The following is a 17,595-nucleotide window of genomic DNA, read 5'->3' as shown; positions in this document are numbered from 1 at the left end:
GTTAATTAACATCCCTAAGTTTATTATGTTTAAGTCGAAACCTTCTTTGGTAATTCTGGCTGCCGGTATGGCGAGCCGTTATGGTGGTAACAAGCAAATCGAATCATTTGGCCCTTCGGGCGAAACAATTATGGAGTATTCCATATACGATGCCATTAAGGCGGGGTATGGAAAGGTAATTTTTATTATCCGGGAAGAGTTTTCGGATTCCTTTAAGGCGGCAATTGAGCCCAAGTTAAAAGGTAAAATTGAGCTTGAATATGTTTATCAGAGTTTAGATAAATATAGTGGCGGGCGCGCAATTCCCCAGGCGCGTGTGAAGCCTTTTGGTACGCAGCATGCCTTGTTGTGCTGTAAGGATGTTTTGGATGCTCCTTTCTCGGTCATCAATGCAGATGACTTTTACGGGTTTGATGCCTTTAAGCAATCGTTCGATTTTTTGAGTAATGGTATTGAGGATGGCAAGTATGCTTGTGTTGGATATGAGTTGAAAAATACGTTAAGTGATAACGGGTCGGTTACCAGGGGAGAGATCAATGTGAATGCCGATGGTAATATTATTGGCATTACAGAACGGAAAGAAATCTACAAAAAAGACGGAAAAGCATTTACTAAAATTGCAGGGGCTGATCTTGAGCTTGCTTTAGATACCAAGGTTAGCATGAATTTCTTCTGTTTTACGCCGGCCTTTGTGAATTGGAGCGAACTGGAGTATTATAAATTCCTGGATGCGAATCTGGATGACCTGAAAGCAGAATTCCTGATTCCTGAGGTAACCGATACGCTGATTAACTCGGGGAAAGGTGCAGTGAAAGTGATTCCTACCGAGGCCAGGTGGTTTGGTGTTACGTTCAAAGAAGATGCGCCCATTGTGAAGGCGCAACTTCAAAAACTTAGTGATCAGGGGGTTTACCCTGCAAATTTATGGGAGCGGGAAGTGCTCTCGGTAGTTGACCAGGGGGCCTAAAAGCCTTTAATCAACCGAAGCGACGCTCCGAAGGAATTATTTAAAAGCTTGCCCTGGTCCAGCGCTGTAGCAAAACCAATCCTGTAATTATTTTTCAACGCCTTTAGTCCTTCAAGGTAGATTGAAAATTGCTGAACCGGGATGAATATGTTGTTGGAACTGGGGCTGCTGTTGTTTCCTGTTGTATTTCCGTAAATACTTGTTCCGAAGGTTCCGTAGTTCCAGGAATGAGTGATTTTAGTTGCAAACGTCCAGGTGTCAATTTCACCTTCAAAACCCAGGTGTACTGCTACAACCCTGTTGTTGATAAAATAGTCTGCCTTTTTTGATGCCTGACCTTCTCTTGCGTCGCTTGCGGGCGTGATCAGGGGATTTCCGATCCCTGGTCCAAAGTAAGACCAGCCATTTCGGTAAAAGGCATTGTTGTAGTAGTCTTCGTCGCCGGACTTGGTTTTTTTAGACCATGGATAGCCTGCCTGATCTTTGGAGTAAAAGAATTCAAATAGCGCTTTTTTCCATTTGAATCCGCTGATTTTGGTGTTTTTGTCGTTGTTTTCGATGCTGACCCCATTTAGACCATCGGCAATGTTGGCGAGCTTTGCCAATGCCCCAACATCATAGAAGTTCTGGCGGTAGATCATGATCTTGAATTTCTCGAAGTTGTATTCGGCACCCAGGTCCAGTGATCCGATCTGGTTGCCGATCTTGGAGCGCCCAACGCCTTTGCCTTTATATGTTTTTCCCAGGAAGACATAATAAAGTGTTTCGAATTTGGATAGGTCGAAGTCCGCGCCGTAAAGATCTTTTTCGTTGCCCCAGAAAGTCTGGTGGTTGAAGCCTCCGTAGAGTTTTAGTTTCCAGTCGGGCTTGCCGATCCGCATGTAAAGGGACTTTTGATGTAAATAGCTGCTTTCTGTGGAGCCTTTTATTTTTCCGAGCAAGCCATGTGCGAAATTTCCTTTTATGGAAAAAAGGCCCTGGAATACCGGGATCGTATAGTAGTTCGGGATGGAGATCTCTAATTTAGGGATGCCCAGTGCGTTCCCTGACATGGTGAAGTTACCTGAGCTTAATGAGGTGTCGCCGTTTAGTCCCATTACATCCTTGCTTCTGCCGGCTTTTAGCTGGAATACGCCAACTCTTAATTTTGCGTAGGCTTCAATTAGGGTGAGGTTGGATTTATTGCCTGCATTTCCTCTTCCTTCGAAACCCATGCCCCAGTCGACTAGTTTTTTTCTGTTGCTATTGCTGTCGGTTTGCAGGTACTGGCTGTAAGGTTTATATGCTCGGAGGATAAGACTGCCGGATACGCCCTCGAGCGGTACGGATCCATATTGATTTGAGCGCATCCAGAAAGGTACTACATCTCCGGTGGTTCCCGTGGCTTGCAGTTCGGCTTCTGTCTGGATTTTATCGAAAATTTGGGCGCTTGTTTTGACGACAACCGTAAAGGTTATAAATAGAAAAAGTACTAAAGATCTGATAATAGGGTAGATAAAATTCATAGGGTTGATGTGATTTGTGTTCGATGTACAGGATAAAACGAATTATTTTTTGATTTTCTTACATTTTTGATGTTATTTTTTGGTTAAATATTGCTTTTAACAATTTATTTACATTTAGTTGTTGATTATTTAATGTTAAAAGTATAGTTTTATTATTTTTTGGTTTGAATTTTGTTGATTTATTGATGTAAAATTACTTTTTTGCTGAAAATTATATCAAATATATTCTTTTTTCTGCTTAAAAATTTTAAATTTGTGTATGTTTTACACTAAGTCCTCTCCGTAATATGAATTAAACGACGAAATACCAGAAAATACCATTAATAACAGACATATAAATAAAAATCACTCCCTATGATAATAAAAAAAGTCTTAACAACAGGAGGTGTCCGAGTCATCGGTACCTGTATAGTGCTTGGGTTTGCATCAAATCGAATGTACTATGAAATTATAATTGCGGATAATACTAATCCTGAATTCCTATGTTAACACGTTACATCTACCTCCTCAGATATGTTTTGCTAATTACTGATGTAATTATGCTAAACATCGTCTATTTTAGCGCATATTACCTCTCTCTTAGTTTTGGAAAGTCAATTCCAGATGAACTTCACCAGCATTATCTTGTGGTTTGCAATTTAATCTGGCTATTTAATACCGCCGTATTTGGTTTGTATACACTGTATGGTGCCAGAAAACTCACCAGGATCTATCGAGGAACCTGGAGAAGTGTAGCTTTGCACATTGTCCTGTTTACCGGATACCTGATGTTGTCGAAGGATCATGACTTTTCGAAAACCTTCCTGCTGACCTTTTATGTCCTGCTTTGCTTTTCTTTCTTATTGAACCGTTTCTTGGGTACTGCGATACAGTACTATTTCTTAACCCGGTTTAACGGTGCGAAAAAAGTTGCCGTAATGGGCTCAAACCGAACTGCTGTCCGGATTTCGAATTATTTCCAAAAACAAAGGAACATACAGTTTTGTGGCATTGTTGGTGGTGATGAGCACATGTTTTCGGTGAGTGGGAATGAACTTTCTGAAGCGACCTGTACCAAGCTTGCAGAGGCTGCGGGTAATGGTGTGGTGGATCTTTACGTTGCCGTGGCGCCGGAAAGAATGACCGATGTGAAGCCACTTATGCTGGAAGCCGAAAAGCATTGTATCCGGCTTAAATTTATTCCTGATTTCGGAGGGTCTTTAGGGACTCCTTACACCGTAAGTTATCTGGGGGGTGAGTTTCCCATCATAACGCTCCGTAAAGAGCCACTTGAAGAAATGAGCAGCAGATTCAAAAAGCGTTTGTTTGATGTGGTATTCAGCTCTTTGGTGATCATTTTTATTTTGAGCTGGCTTTACCCTTTAATCGCTATACTGATAAAGATGCAAAGCAAAGGACCTGTTTTGTTTAAACAGCTGAGAAGCGGCAGGAATGATGAGCCTTTCTGGTGCTATAAGTTCAGGAGCATGAAGGTGAATGATGCCAGTGATAAGAAGCAGGCCACTAAGGATGATGACCGAATTACGCCTATAGGTAAATTTCTGAGAAGATCCAGCTTAGATGAAATGCCCCAGTTCTTTAATGTATTTATGGGTAGCATGAGCGTAGTTGGTCCAAGGCCTCACATGCTGAAACATACCGAAGAATATAAAGCCATAATCAACCAGTATATGGTGAGACAGTTTTTGAAACCCGGAATAACCGGCTGGGCGCAGGTTAACGGATTTAGGGGAGAGACAAAAGCGACCGAGGATATGGAGAACCGTGTGAAATGCGATATCCACTACCTGGAAAACTGGGATTCTATGTTCGATGTGAAAATTATTTTTATGACCGTATTAAATGTGATGCACGGTGAGGATAATGCTTTCTAATTTTTAACCTATAAAATTAATGAAAAACACCTACGTTTTAATTTTGGCAGGAGGCATCGGAAGCCGTTTCTGGCCAAAAAGCAGGAATAACTTTCCTAAGCAGTTTATTGATATTTTAGGTACTGGAAAATCATTGTTGCAGCTCACTTTTGAACGATTTTCTGAGCTTTGTCCGCCCGAGAATATATATATCTTAAGTAATGATCAGTATGCGGGTTTGATTGCTCAGCAATTACCGGAGCTGCCGGTATCAAATATTATTGCGGAACCTACCAGAAACAATACCGCACCCTGCATCGCCTATGCGTCCTTTAAAATCGCCGACCTGAATCCGGAAGCAAATATTATCGTTGCCCCTTCAGATCAGCTGATATTGAAGGAAGATATTTTCCTGGAGAAGATCCGGATAGCGCTTGATGGGGCAGATAAAGATGACAGGTTGTTTACGTTAGGCATTTCGCCAAGCAGACCGGATACAGGTTATGGATATATAAAATATAACCCGACCACCTCAGGTGAGATACATCAGGTGATTCAGTTTCTGGAAAAACCAAACCTGGAAAAGGCTAAAGAATTTGTGGCCAGTGGTGACTACCTGTGGAATGCTGGCATTTTTGTATGGAATGTAAAATCGATATTGAAAGCTTTGGAAATACATGCACCCGAGATCTATGATCTTTTTAATAAAGGAAGGGTTTTTTACAATACCGAAGGTGAAAGAGATTTTATAAAGGAATATTACCCACTGTCGCCTAATATTTCCATTGATTATGCCATCATGGAAAAAGCCGACAATGTTTATACTGTGCCGGGTGATTTTGGATGGTCGGACCTTGGGACCTGGGCCTCACTTTATGAGGTGCTGGACAAAGACCAGTACAATAATGTTTTCTCCGGTCACCGGGTAAACCTGGCCGAGACAGAGAATTGTATGGTTCAGATTCCGAAGGATAAAGTAGCGGTGATTAAAGGACTGAATGATTATATTGTAGTTGACGATGGCAAAATTTTGTTGATTTATCCAAAAGCCCTGGAACAAGAGATAAAGGCGGTATCCAATAATGTAATTGAAGTGTGTGGAAATGATTTTTCTTAAGGATTTCTAATAAGGTAACATGAAGTATGTTTTAAGAACCGGCTATCCCAGCCGGTTTTTTTATTTCTGTCCTATTATTTCTATATTACAAATAAGTAATACCTATATTACTTTATAACTAACCAGATTGTTCACCTGCTAATACTACCGCCTATGTAGCATCCCCCGAGTATTAAACTAAAAAACTATTAACTAATCATTCCTAACCAAATATTTTATGTTTAAAACAGTATCTTGTCTCAAAAGGAAGGCTTTCCTTTTGCTGACTGGCCTGCTATTGTCTATAGCCGCCAGTGCTCAAATCAAAATCACCGGTAAAGTAACCGGAAACGATGATAATCTACCCATCATTGGAGCATCTATAAAAATCAAAAACACAAATGTGGGAACAACAACAGATCCGTCGGGTGCGTTTGCTATCATGGCAAAACCAACCGATGTGCTGATTGTATCTTTTGTTGGCTACCAGGCCAAAGAAGTGCCGATAGGTACACAAACCACACTTAACATAGTTCTTTCGCAGGACAATACCAGTTTGAGCGAGGTAGTTGTAACCGGTTATACTGCCCAGCGTAAAAAGGATTTAACGGGTGCCGTATCTGTTGTAGATGTGAACCAGTTAAAATCCCAGCCTGCAGCAAGTGCTGTTGAGGCATTACAGGGAAAGGCGCCGGGTGTGCAGATCGTAAATGACGGGGCACCAGGTGCAACGCCTCAGATCCGTGTGCGCGGGGTGACTACCATCAATAACAATGATCCTTTATATGTAATTGATGGGGTGCCTTACGAAGGAAAACTGAGCTGGTTAAATCAAAACGACATTGAGAGCATGCAGGTGCTGAAAGATGCCTCATCGGCATCAATCTACGGTGCCAGGGCAAATAATGGGGTGGTGATCATTACCACCAAGAAAGGGCTTTTGGGTGCGCCGAAGATTACGTTTGATACCTATTATGGAACCCAAACGCCAAGAAAAGGATCATTCCCGAAAATGATGGATCCGATGCAGTATGCAGAATATTTATTTAGTGCCTACCGGAATGCCGGAGAGACCCCTGCAACCGGGGATAATTATGGTAGCGGGGCTACACCTACCTTGCCGGAATACCTAATTGCCGGTGGTGCATCAGGACAGGCGGTGACTCCGGCAGATGCCGACCCTTCTAAATACAATTACAGCAGGGACCCGGCTACTTTTTATCAGATTACCAAAGCAAACCAGCAGGGGACAAACTGGTTTGATGAAATTACCAAGAATGCGCCGGTACAAAATTACCAGCTGGCTGCTTCGGGTGGTGGCGAAAACTCTACCTATAGTTTCTCCGCAGGCCATCTGAACCAAAAAGGAACCATTCAATATACAGGGTTTAAGCGCTATAACGTAAGGACCAATACCACTTTTAGTGCCTTGAACAAGAAGTTCCGCTTCGGTGAGAACGCACAATACAGTTACTCTGAAGGTTTCGGTATTGGTGTAAACCCGAATGTTTCAGGAGAATACCAGGATGAAGGCAGTCCGGTTAGCTGGGCTTACCGGATCCCGACCATTATTCCGGTTTACGACATCAGGGGGAATTTTGCCGGTAGCCGCGGTAGTCAGCTGGGTAATGCTGAAAACCCTTTGGCTACGCTTTTCCGTGCTAAGGACAATAAAAACAAAAGCAATTTCTTTTTTGGGAATGTGTTTGGAGAGCTGGACCTGGTAGATGGGCTGGTTGCCAAAACAAGTTTCGGTATTCGCTATGAAAACTATAACGGGATGACGATGCGTTACCCTAACCTGGAGTTCTCTGAAGGAAATAACTCGAACAATTTAAATGAAAGTCAGGGTTACAATACAGAATGGACCTGGACCAATACATTGACCTATTCAAAAGTTTTTGCCGAGAAACACCGGTTAAACATTTTAGCCGGTACTGAAGCGATACGCTCGCGCAGCCGATTGCTGGAGGGTGGCCGTAATGATTTCTTTGTGCTCGGTAATCCGGATTACTATTATCTTGGTGCCGGTTCATCGAACATCAGCAATAACAGCAGCGGAGGCGTAGGCTCTTTGTTCTCCGTATTTGGGCGTGTTGACTATTCCTTTAACGACCGTTATCTGGTAAGTGCCACGATTCGTCGTGATGGTTCTTCTAACTTCGGGCCGGAAAACAAGTATGGAAACTTCCCGGCAGCCAGTGTTGCCTGGAGATTGTCGGAAGAGAATTTCATTAAAGACAATATCAAATGGGTAACCGACTTAAAGCTTCGTGCAGGTTATGGGGAGACAGGTAATCAGCGGATTCCGGGATTTCAGTACCTGAACAGGTTCCAGTCCTCATTAATCAATTCTTCCTACGGTCTGGGCGGCGGAAACAATGTGATTCCGGGTGTTTGGCAGAACAACTACCAAAATCCGGCCATCAAATGGGAATCTTTAAGCTCCGTAAACGTGGGGCTGGACTTTACCTTGTTTGATGCGGTGCTTGATGGATCGGTAGACTGGTACAATAAAAAAACCAGTGATATGCTTTACCCTGTTCCATTGCCAGCAACGGCGGTAGGTATGGGAACTTCGCCTTATGTTAACGTTGGTGATATGAGCAATAAAGGGTTTGAAATATCATTAGGCTATCACTACGGTAAAAAAGACAACAAGCCTTTTACCTTTGATCTGGGCGTTAACTTTTCGCGAAATGTAAACGAGGTGGTTAAACTTGCTCCGGGCGTGACCGAGCAGCCATACGGTTCATTTAGAACTTTACAGACCAGTATCCTTAAAGTAGGTGCGCCTTTTGGTTCATTCTATGGTTATGATGTGGTTGGCATTTACCAGGATCAGAACCAGGTAACTGCAGGGCCTTCTTATACAGGTGCCCGCATTGGCGGCTTTAAATTCAGAGATGTAAACGGCGACAATAAGATTGATCCATCAGACAGGACCATTATAGGTAATCCAAATCCTGATTTTCTGTATTCATTTAGCTTGAATGCGTCTTATAAAAACTTTGATGTGGCCATGTTCTTTAATGGAGTGCAAGGTAATGAGCTGTATGAGGCTACCCGCTATTTTACTGACTTTTCTACATTTAACGGGGCCAGAAGTACCAGGCTTTTGGATGCCTGGAGCCCAACTAACACAGGAAGTTTAACGCCATCTCCAAACATCCGTGCTTCTGATTTTGAATATGCTTCTTCGAGCTATTATGTTCAGGACGGAAGTTTCTTCAGGATGAAAAATCTGCAGATCGGTTATTCTTTGCCAACAGATAAGATTTTTGGGGCTAAGCTGGGCATAAGCAAAATACGGATTTATGCCAGTGCCACTAACCTTTTCACGATCACCGATTATACGGGGCTGGATCCGGAGGTTAGTCAGGAAACAGAAACCTTTTCTGCACCTGGTGTAGACCGTGGTATTTATCCTAGTCCACGTCAGTTTCTGTTGGGTTTAAATGTTGGTTTTTAATTTAAAAAAAGAAGTCATGAAAAAGATTAATTATATCGTATTTATAGCATTGCTGTTTACGGCAATGGGGTGTGGCAAAGATTTTCTTGAGAAAAATCCACAGGCTGAGCTGAGTCCGGAGCAATTGACCACGCAGGAAGGCGTTGAAGGGATGCTTACCGGAGCATATGCCTTATTAAATGGAAACCTGAATGGTACTTTTGGAAATTATGGTGCAGCACCAAGTCAATGGCTTTTAGGTGAGGTAACATCTGACAATGCACATAAAGGGAGTGATAACGGTGACCAGCCAAATATGAATTTGCTGGAGCGCCACTCGCCAACCAGCACGAACGATAACCTGTCCAATTTATGGGTGCGTTGTTTTGAGGGCATCCAGAGGTGTAACAATACTTTACGTTATCTGGCCGCATTGCAGGGTGGAAGTGGAATTAAATTTCCGGAAGCAAGAGCTATCGAGATTCAGGGTGAAGCCCGTTTGTTAAGGGGCCACTTTTATTTTTTCCTTGCAAGGGTGTTTAAGAACGTGCCGCTCATTACTGAAGCCACCAAAGAGAATGCAGTGGATAATATGGCAGATATTTATCCGCAGATTGTAGCTGATTTTAAATTTTCGGTAGACAATTTAGCTGCGGTAAACTCAAAGCAGCAGGTTGGTCGTGTGAATAAAGTGATTGCACAGGCTTATTTAGGCAAGGTGTATCTATATCAAAAGAAATACGCTGAAGCTTTACCTTTGTTTAACAGCGTAATTGCCAGCAGGGCTAATATTGAGACTTTACCTTATACAGATAATTTTGACATTACTAAAGAAAATGGTCTTGAATCGATATTCGCGGTGCAGCATTCTGTAGGAAGTGACGGTTCGGGTGGTGACAATGGAAATGTTGGGGATATCTTAAACTTTCCATATGGTACGGGATTACCTATCACCTGCTGTGGATTTTTTCAGCCCTCAATTGACCTGGCCAATTCTTTTAAGGTAACGGCTGCAGGCTTGCCTTATCTGGATGGTACCTATCGTGTGAATCCTTATAAGTCAGATTTTGGATTGGCTGGGGCGGATAAGACCAATTACAAAGTTAACCGTACGCTGTCGGTAGATCCGCGGATGGATTATACGATGGGCAGAAGGGGAGTTCCTTTTCGCGATTGGGGAATTATGCAAGGCGATTCATGGATTCGCGAACCTTCTAACGGAGGCCCGTTTGTAGCGTACAAGAATGTAATTGAAGCGGCACAGGTTTCCAGTGGCACGGGCCCGGGAAATACCAATGTGACGGGATTGAATGTCAATATCATTCGCCTGGCCGATGTATATCTGATGGCCGCTGAGTGTGAAGTTGAGGCTGGTAGCCTTGGTCGCGCACTTACGCTGGTAAACAACATACGGACCAGGGCGGCTAAACTTCCCGGTAAATCAGCAGATGGCAGCCCGGTTGCCAGTTATAAAGTGAGCGTGTATCCATCTTTCCCTACTCAGGAATATGCGCGTAACGCGGTTCGTTTTGAGCGGAGGCTGGAGTTGTCTCTTGAAGGACATCGCTTTTATGATCTGGTACGCTGGGGTATTGTTAAGCAAACGCTGGAAAGCTATTTTGGCTTTGAAGGCGGTTATTTTGCTTACCTGAAACCGGTTGTGATAGAACCCAGGGATGAGTATTTCCCGATTCCGCAGGATCAGATAGATAGAAGTGGAGGAGTGTTGAAACAGAACGAAGGATATTAATTGTTTCGGAGGGTGTACAAATGCCTTTAAGGGCGTGTACACCCTCTTTATTAAAATTGTGTAGTCGGTTGTTACCTGTTTTTTTTGATTATATAAAAATTAAATATTACATTCTCAACTGAATCCAAACCGACCAAATCTCATTAAGCGCTATATCCCATAACAGAAGAATAAAGAAAGGGTTCAATTTCGAATTTTTAAAAAAAAATACGATTATGCTCTTTAACTCTCTCCACTTCTTTTTCTTTTTTATACTGGTTACTCCAGCCTTTTTTCTGTTGCCACATCAGCATAGATGGAAATTACTGTTGGCCTCGAGCTGCTATTTTTACATGACTTTTGTGCCGGTGTATATCCTGATCCTGGGCTTCACGATCATTATAGATTATTTTGCCGGGATACTCATAGAGAACTCCAAGGGGAAAAAGAAAAAGAAATTCCTTATTTTAAGTCTGGTGGCAAACATTGGTGTGCTGGCCGTTTTCAAATATTACAATTTTCTTAATGATAACCTCTCGTTTTTGCTGGGAAACATCGGTTATCAAAACCATGTACCTTATTTAGAAATTCTATTGCCCATTGGGCTTTCTTTTCATACGTTCCAGGCGATGAGCTATACCATTGAAGTTTACCGGGGAAATCAAAAGGCAGAGAAACACTTTGGGATCTACTCTTTATACGTAATGTTTTATCCTCAGCTGGTGGCCGGACCGATAGAGCGGCCGCAAAATATCCTTCATCAGTTTCATGTGAAGCAGTATTTTAATTATACCAATGTGGTAGAGGGCTTAAAGCTCATTACATGGGGCTTATTTAAAAAGGTAGTGATTGCCGACAGGTTATCCATTTATGTAGACGCGGTATACAATAATGCGGATCAGCATAGCGGGCTGACGCTTATTGTGGCAACTGTATTTTTTGCATTTCAGATTTACTGCGATTTCTCAGGTTATTCTGACATCGCGATAGGCTGTGCAAGGGTTATGGGCTATAACCTGATGATCAACTTCAGGAGGCCTTATCTGGCGGGAAGCATAAAAGACTTCTGGTCGAGATGGCACATTTCCCTATCCACCTGGTTCAGGGATTACCTTTATTTCCCTTTGGGTGGCAGTAAGGTGGCGATACCCCGGTGGTACCTTAATCTTTTTATTGTATTTATGGTAAGTGGCCTGTGGCATGGTGCAAACTGGACTTTTATTGTCTGGGGGGCATTACATGGGATCTATCAGATTTTTAGTGTTTCATTTAAAAAATTCAATGAAAGGAATATTCTGGGTTATCGTCCTTTAACTAATGCTTTTCATGTTTTGCTCACCTTCGCGCTGGTCTGCTTTGCCTGGATATTTTTCAGGGCCAATAATGTAACGGAAGCCTTTAACATCTGTAAGAGCATATTTACATTAAAAGGGGAAGGCTTATTTATAGGCACTCCTGAAGGTTTTGTATATGCGCTGATCTGGATTTTGTTTCTGCTGGTTGTGGAATATATTACCGAATACCACTCGGACATCATTAAGGTATTTTATAGCTCAAACAGAGTGGTGAGGTATGCAGGATATACGGTTATTGTGTTGTTTATCATTCTGTTTGGCGTGTTTAACGGGGGGCAGTTTATCTATTTTCAATTCTAATCATGGAACCATCTTATAAACTATTGAGGAACGGGCTGATCATACTGGTTTTGTTATTTGTGACAGACAGGGCCCTTGGTGCATTAATTGAACACTTTTTCTTTAATGAAAAACAAGGCGATTCGGCAGTTACCACGCATGGGATTCTGGATGCCAATGAAGACATCCTTATTTTTGGGAATTCCAGGGCCAGCCATCACTATATCCCCGAACTGATCACTGAAAAAACCGGACTGTCTTGCTATAATCTTGGTAGGGATGGCATGAAGATGCTTTATTATGAAACCTTGTTGAAATCTGTTTTAAGTTATCATACCCCAAAAGTGGTGATACTGGATTTGAACCTGAACGATTTTGAGTATCAGCACCAGGAGGAACAAAAGCTAACGGCTGTTTTGATGCCATATATTAACAAGAATAAAGAAATCAGTGAAATGATTTATACGCAGAGTAAAATGCAATTCTCGCTGGCACATATTTCAACCCTTTACCGGGTTAACTCTTTGCCCATGTCAATCGTGCAGCATCATTTGGAAATAGGCCAGAAACACTTTAGCGGATACGAGCCGCTTTCGGGGAATATGCCCCAGAGCGCTACAGTGCAACACATTGACAATGCGAATTATAAGGAATCGAAAGATCAGTTAACCGCGTTTGAAAATTTTGTTAAAGCAACCAGATCGAAAAATATAAAATTACATGTTTTGGTGTCGCCAGGAATGAAGATCCATAAACATAATGCATTGAAAACTGCTGACAGCATTTTAAGCAAATATGATTTAAAGTGTTATAATTATTCGGAACTGTTTAATGCAAATGCAAATAAGCTGTTTTACGATGTTGGCCATTTAAATGAGATAGGGGCAAAAGCATTTACAGACAGTGTGATTGTTGATCATTTAACTGAAATACCAGCAGCAGGAATCAATTAGCCTGCTCAATTCTGCTGGCTGCAGAAACTAAAAATAATCTTGCAGGAAGTGTTCTTCGGTATTACAATACAGAGAAGAATAGATATTGAGGTCCTGGATGTTGGTCTTAAGCTTTCTTTTCATGTGCAGGATGGGATGGCTTTTTTTAATGTTGAGCAGCTCGCTGATATTTTTATCGCCAAGTATGGCCCAGATCTTCTGCTCTCCCTCTTTTACTTCTATGTTGTAGCTTTCCCTTAAGATTTTAAAGAGCGAGAGGTTTTCTAATTCTCTGGAAATAAACCCGGGCAGATTGATGTTGCTGAGGTATGTTTCTTCGTAGAGTACCGGAATATCATTAATGCGGCGGAGCCTTGTAAAGTAGATACAGTCATGTTTCAGTTCTCCTTCATTTAATGGAAAGAAGAAATCCAATGGCCAGTCTTGCTTCATCTGCTTTTGCAAAATGGAAGTGCTGAGGTTTTGGCTGCCTACACCGGCGGTAACCCCGCTTAAGGACAGAATGCCTAAGCCCGCTTTAGGTTCGGTAACGATGCTGCCCTTGCCATGCCGGCGGGTAATGTAGCCTAAATTGGTTAGTCCTGATAATGCCTGCCTAACAGTAACCCTTGTGGTGTTATAGGTTTTGCAAAGGTCGTTCTCCGAAGGCAGCAGTTCGCCTTTTCGGTACATGCCTTTTTCGATCTGCGCTCTCAAATCATCGGTTACTTTTTTATATAGGGGGCTTAATTTATCTGGCTTCATCTTGTATATACAAGTTGTTTTTTATATGTTTGGTTAGCCCATCGTTAATACAGAGGGGCAGACCAAATATAAAAGTATGAAATTATGAAGACATACAAACTAAACAGATTGTTTAACCGCAATTCAGGAAATTGTTTTGATGTAGCGATTGACCATGGGTTTTTTAATGAACACTCCTTTCTCAGTGGCATTGAAAATATCCAGAAAGCTGTTTCTATACTAGTTGATGCGGGACCTGATGCCATACAGCTTACCCTAGGGCAGGCACAACATTTACAAGCTATCCCCGGCAGGGAGAAACCAGCTTTGGTTTTACGGACAGATGTGGCCAATGTTTACGGAAAAGAATTGCCGAGAAAATTGTTTAGCAGAATGATCGCTGACCCTGTGGAACAAGCCCTTCGGCTGGATGCTGCATGTGTGGTGGTAAACCTGTTCAGTATACCCGGAGAACCTGAAGTGACAGATCAGTGCATCCAGAATATCCTTAAAATTAAACCTTTATGCGAGCGATATGCGATGCCTTTAATGGTTGAACCTTTGGTGTTCAGACCCAATACCGAGGCCGGCGGATATATGGTGGATGGTGACCCGCAGAAAATTATACCTTTAGTGAGGCAGGGTGTTGAACTGGGAGCGGATATTATTAAAGCTGATCCGACCGATAATGTTAACGATTACCATCGCATTATAGAGATCGCCGGAAATATACCCGTACTGGTAAGAGGAGGAGGTAAAGCAAGTGACCGGGAAATTCTGGAAAGAACATATGGTTTGATGAAGCAGGGCGCCAGAGGGATTGTGTATGGCAGAAATGTAATACAACACCATGATCCCCCAGGGATGACCAAAGCGTTAATGGCCATAGTGCATCATGATGCAAGCGCTGTGGATGCGGCTGCTTTAATAGGTATAATGCAATAGATGTGATGAAGAAAGTTAATATAGGGATTATTGGAGGCGGATTGATGGGCAAGGAGGCGGCAAGTTCCTTTGCACGCTGGTTTGCGATAAGTGATTTGCCGGTGCAGGTTGAGCTAACTGCAGTTTGTGATGTTAACCAGGAGGTATTATCATGGTATAGAAATGTCCCTACGGTTAAGTTGCTGACCACCGACTATAAAGAATTATTGGCCGATGAGGAAATTGATGTGGTGTATGTTGCCCTGCCTCATCATTTGCATAAACAGTATTACCTGGAGGTGCTGACGGCAGGAAAAGATTTACTGGCCGAAAAACCATTTGGGATAGATCTGGAAGCTGCTTTAGCGATAAAAAACCAGTCCGACAGGCTGGGGCGTTTTGTGCGCTGCAGTTCAGAGATGCCCTTTTTGCCAGGGCCTCAACGGGTTTTTAAAGAAGTGGAGTCGGGCGGGTTAGGACAAATTATAGAAATTAAAGCCGGCTTTCTGCACTCAAGCGACCTGGATCCGGCGAAGCCCATTAACTGGAAAAGACAGGTTGCGTTTTGTGGTGAAATAGGCGTTATGGGTGATCTGGGGATGCACGTGCTGCATATTCCATTGAGACTGGGATGGAAGCCTGAACGGATATATGCGCAGCTTCAAAAGATCATTACTCAACGGCCGGATGGAAAAGGTGGAATGGCTGAATGTGATACCTGGAACAATGCAACGCTAAACACTGAAGTAAAAATAGCCGATAGCTTCGTTCCGATGACGCTGGAGATGAAGCGCATGGCACCCGGAGAGACCAATACCTGGTATATTGAAATATTGGGAACCGAAGGCGGCGTGAAATACAGCACCAAGGACATCAAAACATTATGGACCTTTAAACGTAGTAATGAACAGTGGTGGCAACGGACTGATCTTGGATTTAAGGGAATGCCATTTACAACGATTACCGGTGCTATTTTTGAGCCCGGATTTCCGGATTGTTTTATGCAAATGCTGGCCGCATATATTGCGGAAAGGGCAGGGCTATTAAATGGTCGGTTTGGTTGTGTTACCCCGGAAGAAGCATTAAATAGTCACTATATATTTGATGCGGCATTGAGATCGTTTAACAACCAGACACTAGAAAAAATAACGTACTTTAAAACTGAAACGGTATGAAAAGATCAGCAATAAATAAAGCAATAATTGATGCGGGTGAATGCTTTACGCGAAATGGCTGGTTCTTGCCACCGAACCCCAAATGGGACATTACTGATTTTGGTTTGGATTCTTTTTTAACTACCGGACTGGTATTGGTAAACCTAGCCGAAGAGAAAGAGTACTGTGAAAAAATAATGTATGCGGTAAGAGGGCAGCTAACCCCATGTCATACACATAAAAAAAAGAAAGAGGATATCATTTGCAGATCAGGGCTTCTGGTTGTTCAGTTATGGAGCGCAGACCCGGCTATAGAAGAAAATACAGATACTTTTAGTGTGAAAATGAATGGCAGTTACCGCAGCATTACCTCCGGAGACATCATACCAATACCGCCCGGTCAGCGGATTACCATTGAACCTGGTATTTGGCATGCGTTCTATCCCGAATCTGATGAATGTATTATCGGAGAGGTGTCGACAGCCAATGATGATGTAAATGATAATTTCTTTTCGGATGAAAATATCGGCAGATTTACCGACATTGAGGAGGATGAAGCCTTAATTATTAAATTGGTAAGCGAATACTAACCTCATGAAAAATGGAATATTAGTTGGCGGTAACTGGATCATAGATCAGGTGAAGGTGATAGATGCTTTTCCTGAAGAAGAAAAGCTGGTTAATATTCTTACAGAGTACAGTAGTAATGGCGGATCTGCTTATAATATTTTGAAAGGAATGGCTAAACTAAAGGCCGGTTTTCCTTTATATGGCCTTGGTTTGGTCGGGGATGACGACAGGGGAGACTATATTATTAAAGAGTGCAAAGACCTTGGAATTGATGCTTCCAGAATTCAAAAAGCGCCAAATACCGCTACCTCGTATACAGATGTGATGACCGTAAAAGGTACCGGGAAAAGAACCTTCTTTCATCAGCGTGGTGCCAATGCCATGCTTGATATGGCGCATTTTGACTTTAGCTCATCTACGGCAAAGGTCTTTCATTTGGGTTATCTGCTGTTATTGGATAAGCTGGACTTAGTTGAAACGGACGGGGAAACCCGGGCTGCAAAGGTTTTAAAAAGTGCAAAGGAAAATGGATTGATCACTTCGGCTGATATCGTTAGTGAGAAATCGGACCGGTTTAAAGAGTTGATCCCTTCTTCCCTAAAATACATTGACTACCTCTTTGTTAATGAATTTGAAGCCGGCATGATATCGGGTATACAGACGGTTGATGACAAGGGGGAAATCTTGCTTAATTATTGTTACAAGGCCGCTGCCGAATTGATTCGGATGGGAGTGAACAAATGGGTTATCCTGCATTTCCCCTCGGGTGTTATTGCGGTGGATCATGAAGGCCGTACTTTGTTTCAGGCAAGTATTGATTTGCCTGAGGATAAGATTGAAGGTGCTGTAGGTGCCGGAGATGCTTTTGCTGCAGGTGTTTTAATAGGTGTTCACCATAACAAGGAGATGAACACCTGTTTAGAATTGGGTGTTTGTGCAGCGGCATCAAGTCTTTTTGCCGCTACTTCTTCTGATGGCATTACCTCATCGGAAGAATGCCTGCTTTTAAAACAGCTTTACGGATTTCGTAAATAAC

At 42.5% G+C, this 17,595-nt stretch carries 13 protein-coding genes; 11 read left to right on the top strand and 2 right to left on the bottom strand.

What is annotated here, in order from left to right:
* Positions 1–25 precede the first annotated feature (25 nt).
* The gene (locus HQN86_RS16280; RefSeq protein WP_172661987.1) at positions 26–967 is read left to right on the top strand and encodes a nucleotidyltransferase family protein; all 942 of its coding nucleotides are present in this window, start codon (positions 26–28) and stop codon (positions 965–967) included.
* Here HQN86_RS16280 and HQN86_RS16275 read toward each other — a convergent pair.
* Entirely contained in the window at positions 964–2,472 is a 1,509-nt protein-coding gene (locus tag HQN86_RS16275; RefSeq protein ID WP_172661986.1) for a capsule assembly Wzi family protein, read from the bottom strand. The two genes, HQN86_RS16280 and HQN86_RS16275, sit on opposite strands and share 4 nt — an antisense overlap.
* A gap of 482 nt (positions 2,473–2,954) precedes the next feature.
* Between HQN86_RS16275 and HQN86_RS16270 the strand changes: the two genes are divergently transcribed.
* The 6 genes from HQN86_RS16270 to HQN86_RS16245 all read left to right on the top strand — a co-directional run bounded on the left by HQN86_RS16270 (position 2,955) and on the right by HQN86_RS16245 (position 13,188).
* Positions 2,955–4,346, top strand: a complete 1,392-nt coding sequence (locus HQN86_RS16270) for an undecaprenyl-phosphate glucose phosphotransferase (protein ID WP_172661985.1) — start codon at positions 2,955–2,957, stop codon at positions 4,344–4,346.
* 19 nt (positions 4,347–4,365) lie between these two features.
* A complete protein-coding gene (locus HQN86_RS16265; protein ID WP_172661984.1) occupies positions 4,366–5,442 on the top strand; it encodes a mannose-1-phosphate guanylyltransferase in 1,077 nt (358 codons plus the stop codon).
* Positions 5,443–5,659: 217 nt separating this feature from the next.
* Positions 5,660–8,893, top strand: a complete 3,234-nt coding sequence (locus HQN86_RS16260; protein ID WP_172661983.1) for a SusC/RagA family TonB-linked outer membrane protein — start codon at positions 5,660–5,662, stop codon at positions 8,891–8,893.
* 16 nt (positions 8,894–8,909) lie between these two features.
* The gene (locus tag HQN86_RS16255) at positions 8,910–10,622 is read left to right on the top strand and encodes a RagB/SusD family nutrient uptake outer membrane protein (RefSeq protein WP_172661982.1); all 1,713 of its coding nucleotides are present in this window, start codon (positions 8,910–8,912) and stop codon (positions 10,620–10,622) included.
* Positions 10,623–10,837: 215 nt separating this feature from the next.
* Positions 10,838–12,256, top strand: coding sequence for an MBOAT family O-acyltransferase (locus HQN86_RS16250; RefSeq protein ID WP_172661981.1), 1,419 nt, complete (start codon positions 10,838–10,840; stop codon positions 12,254–12,256).
* A 2-nt stretch (positions 12,257–12,258) separates the two neighbouring features.
* Positions 12,259–13,188, top strand: coding sequence for a hypothetical protein (locus HQN86_RS16245; RefSeq protein WP_172661980.1), 930 nt, complete (start codon positions 12,259–12,261; stop codon positions 13,186–13,188).
* Between the two features lie 27 nt (positions 13,189–13,215).
* On the opposite strand, the gene HQN86_RS16240 is transcribed toward HQN86_RS16245, so the two are convergent.
* Entirely contained in the window at positions 13,216–13,932 is a 717-nt protein-coding gene (locus HQN86_RS16240; RefSeq protein ID WP_172661979.1) for a GntR family transcriptional regulator, read from the bottom strand.
* Positions 13,933–14,016: 84 nt separating this feature from the next.
* Between HQN86_RS16240 and HQN86_RS16235 the strand changes: the two genes are divergently transcribed.
* From HQN86_RS16235 to HQN86_RS16220, 4 genes are read left to right on the top strand one after another with little or no spacing between them, the layout of a single operon-like run.
* The gene (locus HQN86_RS16235) at positions 14,017–14,856 is read left to right on the top strand and encodes a class I fructose-bisphosphate aldolase (protein WP_172661978.1); all 840 of its coding nucleotides are present in this window, start codon (positions 14,017–14,019) and stop codon (positions 14,854–14,856) included.
* A gap of 5 nt (positions 14,857–14,861) precedes the next feature.
* A complete protein-coding gene (locus HQN86_RS16230) occupies positions 14,862–16,010 on the top strand; it encodes a Gfo/Idh/MocA family protein (protein ID WP_172661977.1) in 1,149 nt (382 codons plus the stop codon).
* Positions 16,007–16,579, top strand: coding sequence for a D-lyxose/D-mannose family sugar isomerase (locus HQN86_RS16225; RefSeq protein ID WP_172661976.1), 573 nt, complete (start codon positions 16,007–16,009; stop codon positions 16,577–16,579). Before HQN86_RS16230 ends, HQN86_RS16225 begins: the two co-directional genes overlap by 4 nt.
* A gap of 4 nt (positions 16,580–16,583) precedes the next feature.
* Positions 16,584–17,594, top strand: coding sequence for a carbohydrate kinase family protein (locus tag HQN86_RS16220; protein ID WP_172661975.1), 1,011 nt, complete (start codon positions 16,584–16,586; stop codon positions 17,592–17,594).
* The last annotated feature ends 1 nt before the right edge of the window (position 17,595 follow it).

The sequence above is a fragment of the Pedobacter panaciterrae genome (assembly GCF_013204795.1).
In the GTDB taxonomy this organism is placed as follows: Bacteria; Bacteroidota; Bacteroidia; order Sphingobacteriales; family Sphingobacteriaceae; genus Pedobacter; species Pedobacter panaciterrae.
This window is presented reverse-complemented; position numbering and strand designations above follow the sequence as displayed.